This is a genomic window from Flavobacterium psychrolimnae, from assembly GCF_003312425.1.
GTDB lineage: Bacteria > Bacteroidota > Bacteroidia > Flavobacteriales > Flavobacteriaceae > Flavobacterium > Flavobacterium psychrolimnae.
Genome location: NZ_QNUX01000002.1, coordinates 368,074 through 386,350, shown reverse-complemented (window position 1 = coordinate 386,350; position 18,277 = coordinate 368,074). Strand labels below are relative to the sequence as shown.

13 protein-coding genes and 2 rRNA genes are annotated in these 18,277 nt (G+C 32.6%); 12 read left to right on the top strand and 3 right to left on the bottom strand.

All coding sequences use genetic code 11. The annotated features are described in order from the left end of the window. From DR980_RS03910 to DR980_RS03880, 6 genes are all read left to right on the top strand, one after another. A 23S ribosomal RNA gene (locus DR980_RS03910) occupies positions 1–131 on the top strand; the annotation flags it as partial. A gap of 151 nt (positions 132–282) precedes the next feature. After that, a 5S ribosomal RNA gene (gene rrf, locus DR980_RS03905) occupies positions 283–392 on the top strand. Between the two features lie 287 nt (positions 393–679). Then, positions 680–1,432 (top strand): LytR/AlgR family response regulator transcription factor, encoded by a 753-nt coding sequence (locus tag DR980_RS03900; RefSeq protein WP_113633939.1) that lies wholly within the window; start codon positions 680–682, stop codon positions 1,430–1,432. Between the two features lie 43 nt (positions 1,433–1,475). Next, positions 1,476–4,412 (top strand): sensor histidine kinase, encoded by a 2,937-nt coding sequence (locus tag DR980_RS03895; protein WP_244199250.1) that lies wholly within the window; start codon positions 1,476–1,478, stop codon positions 4,410–4,412. A gap of 471 nt (positions 4,413–4,883) precedes the next feature. Further along, a complete protein-coding gene (locus tag DR980_RS03885) occupies positions 4,884–5,435 on the top strand; it encodes a hypothetical protein (protein ID WP_113633936.1) in 552 nt (183 codons plus the stop codon). Positions 5,436–5,575: 140 nt separating this feature from the next. Beyond that, positions 5,576–7,201 carry an amidase gene (locus DR980_RS03880; protein WP_113633935.1) on the top strand — a complete coding sequence of 542 codons (1,626 nt, stop codon included), beginning with the start codon at positions 5,576–5,578 and terminating at the stop codon, positions 7,199–7,201. A gap of 36 nt (positions 7,202–7,237) precedes the next feature. On the opposite strand, the gene DR980_RS03875 is transcribed toward DR980_RS03880, so the two are convergent. From DR980_RS03875 to DR980_RS03865, 3 genes are read right to left on the bottom strand one after another with little or no spacing between them, the layout of a single operon-like run. Continuing rightward, the gene (locus DR980_RS03875; protein WP_244199249.1) at positions 7,238–7,885 is read right to left on the bottom strand and encodes an endonuclease III domain-containing protein; all 648 of its coding nucleotides are present in this window, start codon (positions 7,883–7,885) and stop codon (positions 7,238–7,240) included. A 1-nt stretch (position 7,886) separates the two neighbouring features. Then, positions 7,887–8,276 carry a peptide-methionine (R)-S-oxide reductase MsrB gene (gene msrB / locus DR980_RS03870; RefSeq protein WP_113633934.1) on the bottom strand — a complete coding sequence of 130 codons (390 nt, stop codon included), beginning with the start codon at positions 8,274–8,276 and terminating at the stop codon, positions 7,887–7,889. A gap of 36 nt (positions 8,277–8,312) precedes the next feature. Next, positions 8,313–9,179 (bottom strand): alpha/beta fold hydrolase, encoded by an 867-nt coding sequence (locus DR980_RS03865; protein WP_113633933.1) that lies wholly within the window; start codon positions 9,177–9,179, stop codon positions 8,313–8,315. Positions 9,180–9,348: 169 nt separating this feature from the next. Between DR980_RS03865 and DR980_RS03860 the strand changes: the two genes are divergently transcribed. The 6 genes from DR980_RS03860 (at position 9,349) to DR980_RS03835 (ending at position 18,152) form a co-directional block, all read left to right on the top strand. Then, positions 9,349–10,770 (top strand): glycogen synthase, encoded by a 1,422-nt coding sequence (locus DR980_RS03860; protein ID WP_113633932.1) that lies wholly within the window; start codon positions 9,349–9,351, stop codon positions 10,768–10,770. Then, on the top strand, positions 10,767–12,047 hold the full coding sequence (locus DR980_RS03855) for a glucose-1-phosphate adenylyltransferase (protein WP_113633931.1): 1,281 nt from the start codon (positions 10,767–10,769) through the stop codon (positions 12,045–12,047). Before DR980_RS03860 ends, DR980_RS03855 begins: the two co-directional genes overlap by 4 nt. A gap of 72 nt (positions 12,048–12,119) precedes the next feature. Next, positions 12,120–14,027, top strand: a complete 1,908-nt coding sequence (glgB, locus tag DR980_RS03850) for a 1,4-alpha-glucan branching protein GlgB (protein WP_113633930.1) — start codon at positions 12,120–12,122, stop codon at positions 14,025–14,027. Between the two features lie 195 nt (positions 14,028–14,222). Then, positions 14,223–14,630, top strand: a complete 408-nt coding sequence (locus DR980_RS03845) for a GxxExxY protein (protein WP_113633929.1) — start codon at positions 14,223–14,225, stop codon at positions 14,628–14,630. A 218-nt stretch (positions 14,631–14,848) separates the two neighbouring features. Continuing rightward, positions 14,849–17,248, top strand: coding sequence for a glycoside hydrolase family 31 protein (locus DR980_RS03840; RefSeq protein ID WP_113633928.1), 2,400 nt, complete (start codon positions 14,849–14,851; stop codon positions 17,246–17,248). A gap of 88 nt (positions 17,249–17,336) precedes the next feature. After that, complete coding sequence (locus DR980_RS03835; protein WP_113633927.1) at positions 17,337–18,152, top strand: M48 family metallopeptidase; 816 nt, start codon at positions 17,337–17,339, stop codon at positions 18,150–18,152. Positions 18,153–18,277: the final 125 nt, after the last annotated feature.

The following is an 18,277-nucleotide window of genomic DNA, read 5'->3' as shown; positions in this document are numbered from 1 at the left end:
ATAAGCGCGAAACCCACCACAAGATGAGATTTCTTTTAAGGGTCGTGGGAGATGACCACGTTGATAGGCTATAGATGTAAAGGCAGTAATGTCATAGTCGAGTAGTACTAATAACCCGTAAGCTTATGTACGCTTTTCTCCCGTCTTTCGGGACGGGAGAAGAAACTTTCTCAAAACTTTTTATTTTCTTTATCTCAGTATGTTAAGATATTATTGCAATTTTTAATTTTTAATTGAAAATTTTTAATTGCAAAATAATTGCCCAAAGCAATTATAACCTCTTAAGGTGGTTATTGCGGCGGGGCTCACCTCTTCCCATCCCGAACAGAGTAGTTAAGCCCGCCTGCGCAGATGGTACTGCAGTTATGTGGGAGAGTATGTCGTCGCCTTTCTTTAATTTGAACTAGTTTCAGATTCTATTAAATCCTCATCATTCATTTGATGAGGATTTTTTGTTTTATAACTTTCCGAAGTGTTCGGAAAACGCCTCGGCTGGTCGCCTTTCTTTAATTTGAACTAGTTTCAGATTCTATTAAATCCTCATCATTTATTTGATGAGGATTTTTTTGTATAATGAAAACGTAGTTTTCATCCTTTTTTCATTAATTGTATTTTTTAAAATTAATAATGATAGATTTGCTGTTGAATATGTAGTATTTTAGCTTAAATTTCCCATTTAATGAAACTAAAAGTAATTATAGTTGACGATGAATCTCATGCACGTAGTTTTTTAAAGAAATTATGTCTGCATTTATACAATGATCTAATAGAAATTGTTGATGAATGTGACTCTGTTAAAAAAGCAGTTACTTCCATTAAAAAATATAATCCAGATATAGTTTTCTTAGATATTCAAATGCCGGAAGAAAATGGGTTTGAACTTTTTAAGTATTTTGAAACGATTACATTTGAAATTATTTTTACAACAGCGCATAAAGAATATGCTGTAAATGCGATTAAAAATAGTGCTTTAGATTATCTCATTAAACCGATAAACATTTCCGATTTTCAATTGGCTATTGCTCGTGTTGTAAAAGCGAAATCTCATAAAACTGATTTTGATCGTTATAAATTATTAGCGGAAAATATAAACAATCAAAATACGGGAAAAGAGAGAATAGTTTTTCCTTCAAAAACTGGTTTTGAAGTAGTTCAAGTCAATACAATTGTTTTTTGTAAATCAGATGGTGCTTACACATCAGTTCATACTTTGGATAAAAAATATTTTACTTCCAAATCTTTTAAAGAAACTTGCGAATTACTTCATTTATCAAATTTTTTGAGAGTTCACAGAAGTTTTCTAATTAATATCAATTTTGTAGTTAGTTTCAAGTCTGATGAGTTTATCTTGGAAATGATCACTGGTGATAAAATTCCCGTTTCAGATAAATCATTTACTAAAAAAGAATTGATTGATGCGATTTCTAAATAAGTTAATCCTTTTTTTCAGCCTTCTGTTTTTCCCAAATCTTATTTTGGGACAATATTTTCCTTCCAAGAATTATTCTACTACAGATGGATTACCTAATAATGCTGTTCGTTCTTTGTTTTTGGATTCAAAAAATATTTTGTGGATTGGAACTGAAAATGGTGTTTCCAGGATGGAGAATGGTTCATTTTCTAATCTAGATGAAACTGATGGTTTGGGACACAACAGCTGTTGGGATATTAATCAAGATAGAAATGGAAGCATGTGGTTTGCCAGTTATGGTGGAGGAATCAGTAAATATGATGGTAAAAAGTTTACTGTTTTCACAACAAAAAATGGTTTATTAGCGGATAAAACCCGAAAAGTATTTCCTTTTAAAAATAAAATGTACGTAGGTACAGAACAAGGAGTTTCGATTATTGATATTAATACTAATAAAGTAGTCACTCCAAAAGTTCCACCTCACAAAGAGGATTTTATTAGTATTTCTTTTTTCGAATATAAAGACGAAGTTTACTTTGCCACTATTTTTGACGGTTTGTTTAAAATTGACGAATCAGGCTCATCTCCAAAAAATATCCCTATTTTTTTGCATAAAAACACTTATGAATTAACACTTTATGGATCAACGCTTTATAGCAGTAATGAAGGGTTTATAGATAAATTTTTTATTAATGATATTTTAAAAGGCAAGTCATCCTCAGTTAAATTTGGTAAATCGATGGTTTGGCAATATGCAAAAGATAAGAGAAACTCAATTTTTGCAGCTGCTTGGGGAGTTTACAAGCCAGATGGCGGACTTTATAAAGTTGAGAATGACAAAATGCTTGATGTTTCGGAATTTTATGGAATAGATTCTAAAGTTTTGCTAAATGTAGTGTATGATAAATCCAAGGATATATTATATGTAGGTTCTAATGATAAAGGAATTTATGAAGTTCGCTTAGACAAAATAATTGATTACAATTTATTTGATTCTAAAGCAGTTATAGATTTTGAAAATTTAGAGAAACAGAAATTAATTTTGCACAATAAAGGTTTGACTATTTTAGATTCAAATAAGAAAATTTCAAAAATAATTTCACTTGTGGATTTTAAGAATTTCGAAGTAAATTTTTTAAATAAAGCGAACAAAGTTGGAACTAAACAAGGAATTGAATCGAGAGATTTTGAATTAGATTTTACTATCCCGGCCAGCGGTATTGAATTTTATGAAATTGTAAAAAAAAATAATTCTTTTTGGATAGGAAGTAATATAGGAATATTTGAAATCAATAGTTTAGGAAATATTATAAATTACTTGCCTAAACACAGTTTGAAAATTGGTTTTACATACAACGGTAAATTCATAGAAACAATAACTTATGCAGGTACTAGACTATATGACAATGTTCATAGTCTGGTAAATAAACATTTTTCAAAGTTTAAAAAAAACACTCCTCAGTATATTGTTAAGATTCTTACTAACAAAGATAAAACGTATTTACTTTCTGTTTTTAATGGATTGTATGTCTATAAAAATAATCAGTTTCATTCTTATTTGGCCGAAGGGATTTGGAAAGAGAAAAAGTTTAAACATATTGCAATTAACAATAAAGGACAACTTATTTTGGCTGCAGAATTTGGAAATGTTTTTATTGTTGATGATTCAAAAGCTTTTAAAATTTTAAAAACTATTTCTAAAAAAGAGATTGTAGGTAACACGATTTTGTTTTTAGAATCGTACAAAAATTTTATTCTCATCGGAACCGAAAAAGGAATTAACCTCTATAAAGATGGAGTCGTCCGATTGATAGACAAGGAACAAGGGCTAAAAGATGCAACGGTTACCACTTCAAGAATTTTTGACAATCAACTGTGGTTAGGGACCAAAAAAGGATATTATACCATTAATTTAAATCGATTAACAGCGCCGCAAATGACCGTGTCGGAGATTGCAGTTTCATCCATTGCAGTCAATAATATACCCATCAGTTCAAGTAATTATAAATGGTTTCGTTTTAATTCCAAAGAATTAATTTGTGACTATAAAGACAATTCTTTTTCTATTGATTTTATCCCAAAAGGACATGCTTTTTCTAATAAATTAAAATTTCGATATCGTCTAAAAAGTACTAATCGATGGAGTCCATATAGTGAAAAAACAAACTTATTTTTACCTTACTTACCTTATGGCACCTACAATTTAGAAGTAGAAGTTTTTGATTCCAATGCAGGAAAAGCCACTATTTTTAAATTATTAAAAATTCAAATTAAATCTCCATTTTGGATGACCTGGTGGTTTATTGCTTTAATTATTCTAGTTGTGTTTAATGTTTTAGTGTATTTGATTTTTAAATCTAAAAAGAAATCCAGAGAAAAGGCTGTGATACAAAAACGTATTGCAGAAACTAAACTGGAAGCGTTGTTAAGTCAGATGAATCCTCATTTTACCTTTAATGCGATGAATGCTATTCAGGATTATATTATCAGTAATGACATTGATAACTCGTTAAAATATATAGGAGAGTTTTCACAGTTAATTCGGAAAACATTGGAAAATTCTTCTAAACAAACGATAACTATTGAAGAAGAAGTGGAGTATTTGAAGTCTTATATCAGTATTGAAAACATGCGTTTTGATAACCGAATTGTAACGGAATTCAATATCGATAATAATGTGGATGTTTATCATTCAAAAATACCAACCATGTTGCTGCAGCCTTTTGTTGAAAATGTTTTTGTTCACGCCTTTAACGCTTTACATCCTGCTCCAAAACTGACAATCTCTTTTGAAATGTTTTCTAAAAACGTTATGGAATGTAAAATTATCGATAACGGAATGAGCTTAAAAGCTTTAGAAAAAAGTAAAATACATCAGTCGAAAGGCATTCAGTTAACAAAAGAAAGACTTTCACTGTTGCAAAATTCTAATGTAAATCCGATAGATATTCAATTTACAGAAAATAATGGAACGACCGTTACCATAAGACTGACGGTATAATACTTATAAATGAATACCCACTAAGACTCTTATCCAATTTTGGATAGGAGTCTTTTGCGTTTACAAACCAATTGAGCGCTTTCATAGCCTTAAAAGCACCTTTAATAAGACGTCTTTATTGTACTTATATTAATCCTATATTTTTGTTTCAAAGTAGATAAATTAAAGTCTAAATAGCATGCAAAAGTATTATTGTGAAAATTGTGGTTCCAAAAGTAATAGTATTTTAAGTCTTACAGAAAAGTCCTGTTATCGACATCCACTTGGAAGCGGTAATGGTAAACATGTAGTTTATCAAGGTTCTGAAAAGGCGCAGTACTCTTGTAAATACTGTGGTGGAACATCTTCTTCGATTTTTAGTTTGACAAGCTTTCCGTGTCCGCAACATCCTAATGGGAATAATGAGGGCAGGCATTTGCCTCTCTTTTAAAAAATTACTCCATTGTAAATTGAAATATAACAATTGTAATTATGGATTCTATTTTTTTGCATCTGCAAAATTTCACTCTTGTTTCTTATATCACTTTTGGACTGGTTGTGGCAAGTTTTTTTGTTGAAACAAAATCTAATTCACCCTACAAATCGCTATTACTTTCTAATATTGGATTTGTAATATACAATTTTACCTTAGCGAATGGAGCTGATATAGATTTTCCAATTTATTTTATATTGCTCAGTTTTTTGATTTGTTCTTGGTTTTTTGTTTTAAAAAATATCGAAGAGGAAGAAGATGAAGATAGAGGCTATTTGAGTATAGATTATAGCATTTATAGAGATAGTTTTGCTACTCTTCAAGATGAAAATAAAGATGAAATTTCATCAATGAAAAAAGGTTTCTTTTATATTTTTCCAAATATCTTACGTACTTTATTTGCAAAAATGTTTGAAAACAAAACGATGTTGTTTGTTAGAGATCTTCTAAAAAATGACACTGTTCACTACGAACATCCCCAACGAAAGTTTGTATATGTTTCTACGTATCTAATTTTGATTTCCATTTTAGTTTCGTTTTTCTATGTTTAGGAATTTTAATTTTTATTACCACTCAGCGCACAAACTAAACTTTAACATTTGTTCCAATTAACAGCGTGTTGTATTTAGCGAAAAAAAACTAATTTAGGACATTATTATGCGAATTTTTAGCCAAATAAATGATTTAACCTATGAAAAGAAGATCTTTTTTAACCACTGCAACACTTGCCTCAGCAGGTTTAACCACACTTTTGATTACAGGTTGTACTTCAAATACAAAGAAAAAGGATGAAGAAACAGTATCAGTCGAAGAGACTAATGAAGCCTTTGAACTGGATGAAGAAACAATCGGGAGTTTAAGAGAGAAATTAACTTCTGGAAAATATACTTCGGAACAATTAGTTCAGTTGTACTTGAAACGCATCGAAGCTATTGATGCTTCTAGACCACAATTGAATTCGGTAATCGAAATCAATCCTGATGCAGTTGCTATTGCAGTGGCAATGGATAATGAGTTGAAGGCAGGCAAGAGTAGAGGACCTTTACATGGAATTCCTGTTTTAATAAAAGACAATATAGACACAGCCGATAAAATGCAAACAACAGCTGGTTCTCTTGCAATGGAAGGGAATATTGCGTCAAAAGATGCCTTTGTGGTAAAAAAGCTCAGAGAAGCTGGAGCTATAATCATTGGGAAAACAAATTTGAGCGAATGGGCTAATTTTCGTTCTACACAGTCATGTTCCGGATGGAGCAGCAGAGGTGGCCAAACTAAAAATCCTTATATTTTAGATCACAATCCTTGTGGTTCTAGTGCTGGATCAGGAACTGCAGTTTCAGCGAATCTTTGTGTAGCTGCTGTTGGAACCGAAACCGACGGTTCTATTGTGTGTCCAGCATCGGTAAACGGAATTGTGGGTATTAAACCAACAGTAGGTTTGGTTAGTCGCTCTGGAATTATTCCAATATCAAAAACGCAAGATACGGCAGGTCCAATGGCGAGAACGGTAACTGATGCAGCTATTTTACTAGCAGCAATAACGGCGATTGACGAAGATGATTCAGTAACTCTCGAAAGTAAAGGAAAATCACAGACGGATTACACAAGGTTTTTAGATGCAAATGCTTTGAAAGGCAAACGCATTGGTATTGAGAAAAAACCACAAGGAAATAATAAATATATTAACGCACTTTTAACTGATGCCATAAAGCTTCTTAAAAAGCAAGGTGCAACAATTGTTGAAATCGATTATTTAGATAAAATTAATGCTGCAGGTCAGGCTGAATTTGAAGTTTTGCAATATGAATTTAAAGATGGTTTGAATAGCTACTTGGCTACAGCCAATGCAAAAGTGAAAAATTTAAAAGAAGTTATTGATTTTAATATTACTAATGAAGATAAAGCAATGCCATATTTTAAACAAGAAACATTGGAGAGTTCTAATGCAAAAAAAGGACTTAATGATAAAAAATATACAGAAGCATTGACTGCGAGTTTTGAAGGAAGTAAAGCTATTTTAAATGCTGTTTTTAAAACAAATAAATTAGATGCTATTTGCGGAATAACTATGGGGCCTTCTTGTAGTATTGATATGATTTACGGCGATCGTTGGGGCAGTTACTCATTGACTTCGCCAGCTGCGGCAAGTGGTTATCCGCATATTACAGTTCCTTGCGGAATGGCTTATGATTTGCCTGTTGGGTTGTCATTTTTTGGAACCCCATATACAGAAGGGGAATTAATAGGATTAGGATTTGCTTATGAACAAGCTTCTAAAAAGCGTTTAAAACCTAACTTTAAGCCTTCTTTTTTATAATAAAACATTTTAAAAGGGTAATAAGTGATTCACTTTTTACCCTTTTATTTTTTTATAATACTCACAAATCGAGTTAATAGGACATTCAGGACATTTAGGTTGTGGGCGGCAAATTTCTCTTCCCAAAAATGAAATAGCCATCCCAATTTCGCTCCAAATTTCTTTTGGGAGCAATTGCATCAACTGTTTTTCGGCTTTAATTCCGTCTTTGGTTTCTGAGATTAATCCAATTCTGGGTGCAACTCTGATAACATGTAAATCGGCTATAATTCCTTCTGCTGGAATTTGTGCTTCTCGCATAATTACGTTGGCTGATTTTCTTCCAATTCCTTTTAATGCAACTAAACCTTCGATTGTGAGTGGAATATTTACATCATTTTGGATGGTTTTCGCTATTTCCAAAAGCCATTTTGCTTTGGTTCCAAAATTCCTCACTTTAGAAATATACGGAAATAATGCTTCCTCATTAGCAACGGCTAAACTTTCCATATTTGGATATGCATCAAATAAAGCAGGAGTAATTTTATTGATATTAGCATCAGAATCCTGAGCAGAAAGTACCACCATTACCATAAGTTGGTATAAATTATGGTAGTCCAGCGGATGTTTTCGTCCTTTATATTTCTTTACAATAGGTTTTAGTTTTTCAGCCCAATCAGTAGAATTCCCAAATAAATCCATCATATTATTCTTTAAAATCTACGGATAAAGAGTTTACGCAATAGCGTTGTCCGGTTTTAGTAGGTCCGTCATCAAATACATGTCCTAAATGGCTGCCGCAATTAGCGCACAAAATTTCAGTACGTTTCATCCCATGAGAAACATCTGAAATGTATTTTACTTTTCCAGGAATGGATTCATCAAATGAAGGCCAACCGCAATGTGCATCAAATTTTGAATTACTTTCAAATAAAGGTTCTCCGCACGCACCACAACAATAAGTTCCTTTTTCGTAATGCAAATTATAAGTTCCCGTATGAGGATATTCTGTACCCTTTTGTCTAAGAATTCGGTAACGTTCTTCTCCCAATTGTTCTTTCCATTCTTGTTCTGTTTTTTCTAAAGGATATTTCATGATCTATTTTTTTAACTAATTATAAAATGTTAAGTTCTATTTATTTTGAATGAATTGAACCGTTTTTTCAATTACTTTAGAATTGCCAAGAATTTTGCGATGCCCTAAACCATCGGTTAATAGTAGCTCCCCATTTTTTAGATACTTATGAATATGAATTCCCGCTTTTACAGGAACTTCAGGGTCATTATTATCATGAATTACTAAAATTGGAATCGCTGTTTCTTTTGCCGCTAAAAAAGCAGAATAACTGTTCATTTTCTCTCCATATTTTTTTTCGAAATGCAAACGCAAAAGAGTGCTCACAGTTGGTTTGAGACCTAATTTTGTTACAAAATCATCTATGATATCTTCAACGATATCACCACTGCCGATAACTACGGCATGATTCACTTTTAAACCTTTTTTTATTGCATTTAAAACTGACATTCCACCTAATGAATGACCAATTGCAGCTTCGAAGGGACCAAATTGTTTCTCTATTTCTAAAATTGTAGCGATAAAATCGACCATGATAGTATCTTTTCCCGGTGATTTCCCGTGGGCTGGAGCATCAAAACTAACGGTTGAATAACCTGCTTTAAGCAATTCATCGGCTATTTTGAATAATTGTGTTCCGCGACCTGACCATCCGTGTACTAATAAAACTTTCTTCTCGCTTTTGCCATATTCGTATACAACAACTTCTTTGCCAATTGCAGGAATCAAAACTAATTTTTGGAGACTGTTTCTATCCATTTCTAATTCTCGTTTTGGAATTTTATGTTTTATAGGTGTCGTAAACAGTTTAGCAGCAAATAATGTAATTAATTTTGGCGAAATAAAAGAGATTAATTTACTGGTTAATAAAATAATCTTAGGAATTTTCAATGATTGGGTATGATTAGCAGATTTTTTTGTCATTTCAATAAATTTTCAAGCGGGTTATTATATTATAATTTTTTTAGTAAATTTAGAAAAACATAAAAGTAGTATTTTTTATAAAGTTTTTATGGGTATTAACATAAAAGACGGAAATATTAAAAATTAATCGAGTAGTATTACAATACTCAAAAACATCAAAATTTCATACATGGAAATATTTCATATCAGTGCAGAGTGTTATCCCGTTGCAAAAGTAGGAGGTTTAGCAGATGTAGTTGGCGCGTTACCAAAATATCAAAATAATGCAGGACACCTTGTAAGAGTCGTAATGCCGTGTTATGACACCAAATTCAAAAAAGACAATGATTTTGAATGTGTTCATTGGGGTCATGTAAAATTGGGTAATTTTAATTTTCCTTTCAATATTTTAAAAGAAAAAACGGACCACCTTGGATTTGAATTGTATTTGGTCGAAATTCCAGAATTGTTTGATAGAAAAGATGTTTATGGATATAAAGATGATATTGAACGATTTTTGTCTTTCCAAATTGCCGCTTTGGATTGGATAATTGGTAGAAAAGACATTCCAGATGTTATCAATTGTCACGATCATCACACAGGTTTGATTCCATTTATGATGTTGTACTGCCATAAATATGAAAAACTGCGCAATACACCGTCTATGATTACAATTCATAATGGTTTGTACCAAGGTCAGTTTGGATTTGATAAATTGTATTATTTGCCCGAATTTGATTTAGCGCACGTAAAAGTTTTAGAATGGGATAATTGTATTAATTCATTGGCAGTAGCCGTAAAATGCGCTTGGGCTGTAACTACTGTTTCGCCAAGTTATCTAAACGAAATTAATTATTCTTCAAATGGATTGGAATCCTTATTTAATTTGGTACGCTATAAATCCAAAGGAATTCTAAACGGAATCGATATTGAGGTTTGGGATCCGGCCAAGGATATGATGTTAGAAAAAAATTATTCGATTACAAATTTTGAAAAAGGAAAACAAGAAAATAAAGATAAATTGTGCAACCTTTTTAATTTAGATCCAACAAAACCACTTTTTAGTTTCATTGGAAGATTATTAGAAGAAAAAGGAGGAGATTTATTGCCACACGCAGCAGCTCTAGCCTTATCAGAGAATTATCAGCAAATAAATATTTTGATTTTAGGCTCAGGAAATACTGCCATAGAAAATCAATTGAATAGTTTGTTACAAGATTACAAAGGGAATTACAACACATTTATAGGTTATAATGAAGAACTAGCGCACTTAATTTATGCTGGTTCTGATTTTTTACTAATGCCTTCCAGAGTGGAACCTTGTGGTTTGAACCAAATGTATTCCTTTCGTTACGGGACCATTCCCATTGTCCGTAGAACGGGCGGATTACGAGATACGGTAATTGATTTTGGCGATGATGGAAATGGTATTTGTCATGATCAAGCCACAGTTGGTGATATTTGTTATTCGATTCAGAGAGCAGTCGATTTATACGATGATAAAAAACATCTGAATAAAATTAGAAAAATAGGAATGAACACGGACCATTCTTGGGAGCGTGTTTGTCAAGAATATATAGAAATGTACAAACTAATAATTAACAAGAAATGAAAGCCAAAAAGAAAAATGTAATTGCAATTATTTTAGGTGGAGGACAAGGTTCCAGATTATATCCTTTGACAGAATCAAGATCAAAACCGGCTGTACCAATAGGAGGAAAATACAGATTGGTGGACATTCCGATATCAAATTGTATGAATTCAGATATTTACAGAATGTTTGTATTGACACAATTTAATTCGGCTTCCCTAAATGCGCATATAAAAAACACCTATAACTTTAGTATTTTTAGCCATGCTTTTGTTGATATTCTTGCTGCTGAACAAACTCCTGATAACCCAACTTGGTTTCAAGGAACTGCTGATGCGGTAAGACAATGTATGCCTCATTTCTTGAATCATGATTTTGATTATGCTTTGATACTTTCAGGAGATCAGTTGTACCAAATGGATTTTAACGATATGGTAGAAGAACATATCAAGAGAGAAGCTGATATTACCATTGCGACATTACCCGTAAATGCAAAAGATGCACCTGAATTTGGAATTTTGAAAACAAACTCCGAAAGTTGTATTGAATCTTTCATTGAAAAACCAGCGAAGGAATTATTGCCAGACTGGGAATCAGATGTAAGTGAACAAATGAAAAGCGAAGGCAAACATTATTTGGCTTCAATGGGAATCTATATTTTCAATAGAAAATTGTTAGTGGATATCATGTCTAACAAAGAAACCAAAGATTTTGGTAAAGAAATTATTCCGCAGGCTGTAGGAAACAAAAAGATTTTAAGTTATCAATATGAAGGATATTGGACAGATATTGGTAATATTGATTCCTTTTTTGAAGCTAATATTGGGTTAACTGATGACTTACCTAAATTTAATTTATTCGACAACGATAATAAAATTTTCACCAGACCTAGATTGCTTCCACCATCTAAATTCCAAAAAACAATGATTGATAAATCATTGATTTCAGAAGGTTGTATTTTGAACGCAAAAGAAATAAATCGCTCCGTTATTGGGATCCGATCCAGAATAGGCGAGGGAACCATTATTCAGAATTGTTATGTCATGGGGAATGATTTCTATCAGAATATTGATGACATGAATGAAGATCTTAAAACCGGGAGACAACTAGTGGGAATTGGAGAAAGATGTTTTATAAGCAATGCTCTCGTGGATAAAAACTGTCGAATTGGGAATGATGTTTACATTAACGGAGGCAGTCATTTAGAAGATTTCTCGAATGAGTTGTATGCCATAAAAGATGGAATTGTTGTCATTAAAAAAGGAGCAACTATACCGGATAATTACATCATAAAATAAATTTTTAAACTGTTTTTTCTTAAAAATAATATTCTATTCTGTTTCTAAAAAGTAGAATTATACAATTGTTATATGAGTAAAGTTATTACGCATTCTCTTTTTACCGATTTCGATATCGATTTATTTAAAGCTGGGAAACATTTCCGACTGTACGAAAAACTTGGGGCACATCTTATTTCAGTTGATGGAGTAGACGGCGTTTATTTTGCAGTTTGGGCTCCTACGGCACATTCGGTATCAGTGGTTGGGGATTTCAACTTTTGGACACAAGGCGAACATTTGTTAGAAGTTCGTTGGGATTCATCCGGAATTTGGGAAGGTTTTATTCCAAATGTCAAAAAAGGTACAACCTACAAATATAAAATACAATCTAATAATGGTGGAATTGTAACTGAGAAAGCAGATCCTTTTGCTTTTTACTGTGAAAAACCTCCTCATACGGCGTCAGTTGTTTGGGATTTAGATTATAAGTGGAAAGACAAAAAGTGGATGGAAACACGTCAAAATCATAATGGTTTAGACAAACCTTATTCCGTTTATGAAGTCCATTTAGGGTCATGGAAACGGCATACAAATGAAAATCGTTTTTTGACGTATCTGGAATTCGCAGAAGATTTAGTAAACTATATAAAAGAAACCGGATTTACGCATGTTGAGTTTATGCCTATTATGGAATATCCTTACGATCCGTCTTGGGGATATCAATTAGTGGGATATTTTGCGCCAACCTCCCGTTTTGGGAATCCGCAAGAATTTATGCATTTAGTAGACAAATTACACGAAGCCGGAATTGGAGTAATTCTCGACTGGGTTCCTTCTCATTTTCCTGACGATGCTCATGGTTTAGGATTTTTTGACGGATCGAATCTTTTTGAACATCCGGATCGCAGAAAAGGATATCATCCCGATTGGAAAAGTTTAGTTTTTAATTATGGTCGAAATGAAGTACGTTCCTTTTTAATAAGTAATGCTTTGTTTTGGTTACATCATTATCACGCCGATGCATTACGCGTAGATGCTGTTGCTTCGATGTTGTATTTGGATTATTCCAGAAATGATGGTGAATGGGAACCTAATATTTACGGTGGAAGAGAAAATTTGGACACGATAAGTTTTCTGAAAGAATTTAATGAAGCTGTTTATTCTAATTATGAAGGCGTACAAACCATCGCCGAAGAAAGTACATCTTTCCCAATGGTCTCCAGACCTACATCCATTGGTGGTTTGGGTTTTGGAATGAAGTGGATGATGGGTTGGATGCACGATACGTTAGAATATTTTCAGAAAGATACCGTATATAGAAAATACCATCAAAATGATTTGACTTTCTCGATGACATACACTTTTTCTGAAAATTTTATGTTACCGCTTTCTCACGATGAAGTGGTTTACGGAAAAAAATCCATTGCGGGAAGAATGCCCGGAGATGAATGGCAAAAATTCGCGAATCTACGATTACTCTATGGCTATATGTTTATGCATCCCGGAACAAAATTGTTGTTTATGGGAAGTGAATTTGGACAAAGTAGCGAGTGGAATTTTGAAGGAAGTTTAGATTGGCATCTTTTGCAATATCCGTTTCATGCTGGAGTCAAAAAATTAATTACTGATTTGAACAAATTATATAAAACCCAGCCTGCCTTGCATGAAAAACAATTCAGTGCAGATGGTTTTGAATGGATTAATTATTCAGATCATCAAAACGCTGTAATGTCCTTTATCCGAAAAGGAAATGATCCAAAAAATGATGTCATTATTGTGTGCAATTTTACACAAATAGTACGATCTAATTATCGTATTGGTTTACCCAAAAAAGGAAAATTGACAGAAATTTTTAATAGTGACGCTTCAAATTATGGAGGAAGCGGAGTTTCAAACGCAAAAAAAATTGCAATTGAAGCCATGCCTTATGATGGAAGAGATTATTCAACAGAATTACTTTTGCCACCTTTAAGTGTTACTGTTTTTAAAATCGGATAATTTTTACAAAGAGATTTAGAGGTCAAGAGAAGTTATGACTACAAAAAATTAGAGATATTTGGTAAGGAATTTAATTATTCGGACTCATTACTCCTAATCTCTAATTCTCTTTGTTTTAAAAAAGATTATAACTTAGTTTGAAAAAGTTGAATTTAACAAATATTCTTTTGAAGAGAACAGAAAAACAATAATCATATGGTTACAAAACAATTTGTAGATGATTTGAGTTATGAAATTTTTTCTTCAATTATTGAAGTTCATAAAAATTTAGGGCCAGGTATGATAGAAAGTATTTACCATAAATGCTTGGCTCATGAATTAAAATTGAGAAATATTAAGTTTACTTCAGAAGCTTTATTTGATTTCAGCTACAAAGATTTAAATTTAACCACAGATTTTAGATGTGATCTATTTGTAGAAGATTGTGTTATGCTAGAATTAAAAGCAGTTCAGGAGGTTATTCCATATTTTAAAGCAAAATTAATCAGCCAAATGAAAATCGCAAAAGTACCAAAAGGAATTCTTATAAATTTTAATGTTAAAAATATAATGTCAGAAGGAAAATTTGTATTTCTAAATGAGCATTACAACCAATTGCCCTGAATGAATTGATTATTATTAACTGTTAAACAATACTGTTTAAAAAGTTACATATAAAATTTTTCCATTTTACAATAAGTAAATCAATAACTCTTAATCTCTAAATCTCATTGTAAAATTACTACAACGTTATCGTGAATAAAACTCACATATTTAACGGTTTACAAAGTAATTTTGTAAGTTTGAATTTTAGATAAAGATTAAAGTAAATACCATAAAATATGATTACAAATACAGAATTAGAATATAAAGGAGATTTATACCCTACCAAAATAGTCTCTTTTGAGCATGAAGTTGATTCCATAAGTTTCCATACTGATAATAGTGTCATATTAAAAGTAACCGTATTGAGAGATAGTTTAATTCGGTTTAGATTTACTACAAAAGGATATTTCAGTAACGATTTTTCTTATGCTGTAGATAAAAATCATTCCCATGGATATAACCACCTAGAAGTTTCAGAAGTTGAGGATTATTATCAGATAAAAACCAGTAAAGTAAAGTGCAGGATCCAAAAAAATGACATGCGGTTGTCAATTTATGATTTAGAGGACACTATTATTTTAGAAGATGAGTTGGGATTTCATTGGGAAGAAAGCTATGAATACGGTGGAAATATCGTAAAAATGAGTAAATCTTCTAAGGATGGAGAATGTTTTTACGGACTTGGCGATAAAGCAACCCAAATGAATCTTAAAGGTAAGAGATTAGAAAATTTTGCCACAGATCAATATGCTTTTCAAAAAGACCAAGAACCTTTGTACAAAGTAGTTCCGTTTTATATTGGATTACAAAACAAACAATCTTACGGTATTTTCTTTGATAATACTTTTAGAACCTATTTTGATTTTTGTCACGAACGAAGAAATGTAACCAGTTTTTGGGCTGAAGGAGGAGAAATGAATTATTACTTCATTTACGGTCCTGAAATGCAGGATGTCGTTACAACCTATACACATTTGACGGGTAAACCGGAGCTACCGCCGCTTTGGGCACTTGGATATCACCAATGTAAATGGAGCTATTATCCGGAAAGTAATCTAAAAGAAGTTGCTGCAAAATTCAGAGAATTGAAAATCCCTTGTGATGCTTTGTATTTGGATATTGATTACATGGAAGGTTTTCGATGTTTCACTTGGAACAAAGAATATTTCCCCGATCCTAAAAGAATGGTGGCTGAATTAGCCGAGGACGGTTTTAAAACTGTGGTAATTATTGATCCGGGAATCAAGATTGATAAAGAATATTCAATTTATAAAGAAGCTTTAGAGAAAGATTATTTCTGTAAAAGAGCTGATGGTCCTTACATGAAAGGGAAAGTTTGGCCGGGAGAATGTAACTTCCCGGATTATACAAATCCTGCTGTAAGAGAGTGGTGGGCAGGATTATTCAAGGAATTAATATCAGATATTGGGGTAAAAGGAGTGTGGAACGATATGAACGAACCAGCTGTTATGGAGGTTCCTAATAAAACGTTTCCTATGGATGTACGTCACGATTACGATGGAAATCCTTGCAGTCATAGAAAAGCGCACAATATTTACGGAACACAAATGGCCAGAGCAACGTATCACGGTGTGAAACGTTTTGCGTATCCAAAAAGACCTTTTGTAATAACGAGGTCAGCGTATGCAGGCGCGCAACGCTACACATCATCTTGGACTGGAGATAATGTCGCCACTTGGGAACATTTGTGGATAGCAAATATTCAGGTTCAACGCATGTCTATTTCAGGAATGGGTTTCACAGGATCTGATATTGGTGGATTTGCAGAGCAACCTTCAGGCGAGTTATATGCACGCTGGATTCAATTGGGCGTTTTTCATCCATTTTGCAGAACACACTCATCCGGAGATCACGGAGATCAGGAGCCATGGGCTTTTGACGAAGAAGTTATCGATATCACTAGAAAATTTGTCAATTTGAGATATCAATTATTACCTTACTTATATACCATGTTTTGGCAGTATATTGAGGAAGGAATTCCTATGCTCAAACCATTGGTTTATTATGATCAAGAAGATATTCAAACGCATTACAGAAATGATGAATTTGTTTTTGGAAATCAAATATTAGTTTGTCCTATTTTAGAACCAAATTCTTTGGGACGACGAATGTATATTCCTCGTGGACAATGGTATAATTATTGGACGAATGAAGAAGTAAAAGGCGGTAAAGAAATTTGGGTGGACACTAAATTTGATCAGATTCCAATTTTTGTAAAAGCGGGAGCAATTATTCCTAAATATCCAGTGCAACAATATGTAGGTGAGTTGGAATTTGATGAACTGACTTTAGATATTTATTATAAAGAAGGTAAAGAAAAATCAGTAGTGTATGAGGATGCTCAAGATGGTTATGACTATAAAAAAGGACGTTATAGCTTTTTATCATTTCAAGCAACCGGTAGAGAAAACGAACTAATCATTCAATTGCATAAAGAAGGAAAATACGATACGAATTATTCTAAGTACAAAATAAATCTTATTGGATTACCATTTAAGGTAAAAACAATCGAAATCGATAATGTAGAAGTCCCGTTTGACAGCATTACTTTAGAAAATGACAACTATTTAATTGTTGATAAGGAGTTTACAGCATTGCATATCATTGGAGAATAACAATAAAGTTGAAACTTTTATATTTAATTATGTAAATATTAAACTTTAGAATACGTGTATTTTTGTTAAATATTTAATATTTAAAATTATGAAAAAGCATTTATTAATAGGGATTTTTGCGGCAGGATTGGTTTATTCTTGTGCTACTAATCCAATAACAGGGAAAAAAAGTTTAAATTTTGTTTCTAACAGTGAACTGTTTCCAACATCTTTTCAACAATACGGTACTTTTTTAAAGGAAAATAAAGTAATTACCGGAACTGCAGATGCTAGAAAAGTGGAAGCAGTTGGGATGCGAATTAAGGCTGCTGCAGAAAAATATTTAATTTATTTAGGGCAATCACAATATTTAGCGGACTACCGTTGGGAATATAAATTAATTGATAATAAAGAAGTGAATGCTTGGTGTATGCCAGGAGGGAAAATTGTTGTTTATTCAGGAATTTTGCCAATTACTAAAGATGATGCAGGTTTAGCTACTGTAATGGGACATGAAGTTTCTCACGCCTTAGCAAATCACGGTGCGCAACGTATGAGTGCATCTCAATTGCAACAATTAGGTGCTGTAGGAGTAGCAGTAGCCACTGGAGGTAAAAGTGAACAAACACAACAAATATGGAGTCAAGCATATGGCATTGGTTCTCAAGGCTTAGGTATACTTCCTTTTAGTAGAGGTCATGAAACGGAAGCGGATAAAATTGGTCTTACTCTAATGGCAATTGCAGGATATAATCCAGAACAATCAATTACCTTCTGGCAAAGAATGTCTGCGCAATCTTCAGGTCAAGCACCGCCAGAATTTATGAGTACACACCCTTCTGATGCAACAAGAATTGCAAATTTGAAAGCATTAATTCCAGAAGCTAAAGCTTTAGCTGCTAAAGTTGGAGTTATTTACAAATAACAATTTGAAATTATAATGTTCTTTTTCGAACATTTAGAAAGGCTATTCTCATGTGAGAGTAGCCTTTTTTGTTATACTATTTTGCGACTTTTAAATACATTGCAATTATGACGCAATTTGTTAAT

Excerpts from the sequence above, each read along its gene's own strand:
- DR980_RS03900 (WP_113633939.1), top strand. The coding sequence starts at position 680 with ATGAAACTAAAAGTAATTATAGTTGACGATGAATCTCATGCACGTAGT.
- DR980_RS03885 (WP_113633936.1), top strand. The coding sequence starts at position 4,884 with ATGGATTCTATTTTTTTGCATCTGCAAAATTTCACTCTTGTTTCTTAT.
- DR980_RS03880 (WP_113633935.1), top strand. The coding sequence starts at position 5,576 with ATGAAAAGAAGATCTTTTTTAACCACTGCAACACTTGCCTCAGCAGGT.
- DR980_RS03875 (WP_244199249.1), bottom strand. The coding sequence starts at position 7,885 with ATGATGGATTTATTTGGGAATTCTACTGATTGGGCTGAAAAACTAAAA.
- msrB (WP_113633934.1), bottom strand. The coding sequence starts at position 8,276 with ATGAAATATCCTTTAGAAAAAACAGAACAAGAATGGAAAGAACAATTG.
- DR980_RS03865 (WP_113633933.1), bottom strand. The coding sequence starts at position 9,179 with ATGACAAAAAAATCTGCTAATCATACCCAATCATTGAAAATTCCTAAG.
- DR980_RS03860 (WP_113633932.1), top strand. The coding sequence starts at position 9,349 with ATGGAAATATTTCATATCAGTGCAGAGTGTTATCCCGTTGCAAAAGTA.
- DR980_RS03855 (WP_113633931.1), top strand. The coding sequence starts at position 10,767 with ATGAAAGCCAAAAAGAAAAATGTAATTGCAATTATTTTAGGTGGAGGA.
- glgB (WP_113633930.1), top strand. The coding sequence starts at position 12,120 with ATGAGTAAAGTTATTACGCATTCTCTTTTTACCGATTTCGATATCGAT.
- DR980_RS03845 (WP_113633929.1), top strand. The coding sequence starts at position 14,223 with ATGGTTACAAAACAATTTGTAGATGATTTGAGTTATGAAATTTTTTCT.
- DR980_RS03840 (WP_113633928.1), top strand. The coding sequence starts at position 14,849 with ATGATTACAAATACAGAATTAGAATATAAAGGAGATTTATACCCTACC.
- DR980_RS03835 (WP_113633927.1), top strand. The coding sequence starts at position 17,337 with ATGAAAAAGCATTTATTAATAGGGATTTTTGCGGCAGGATTGGTTTAT.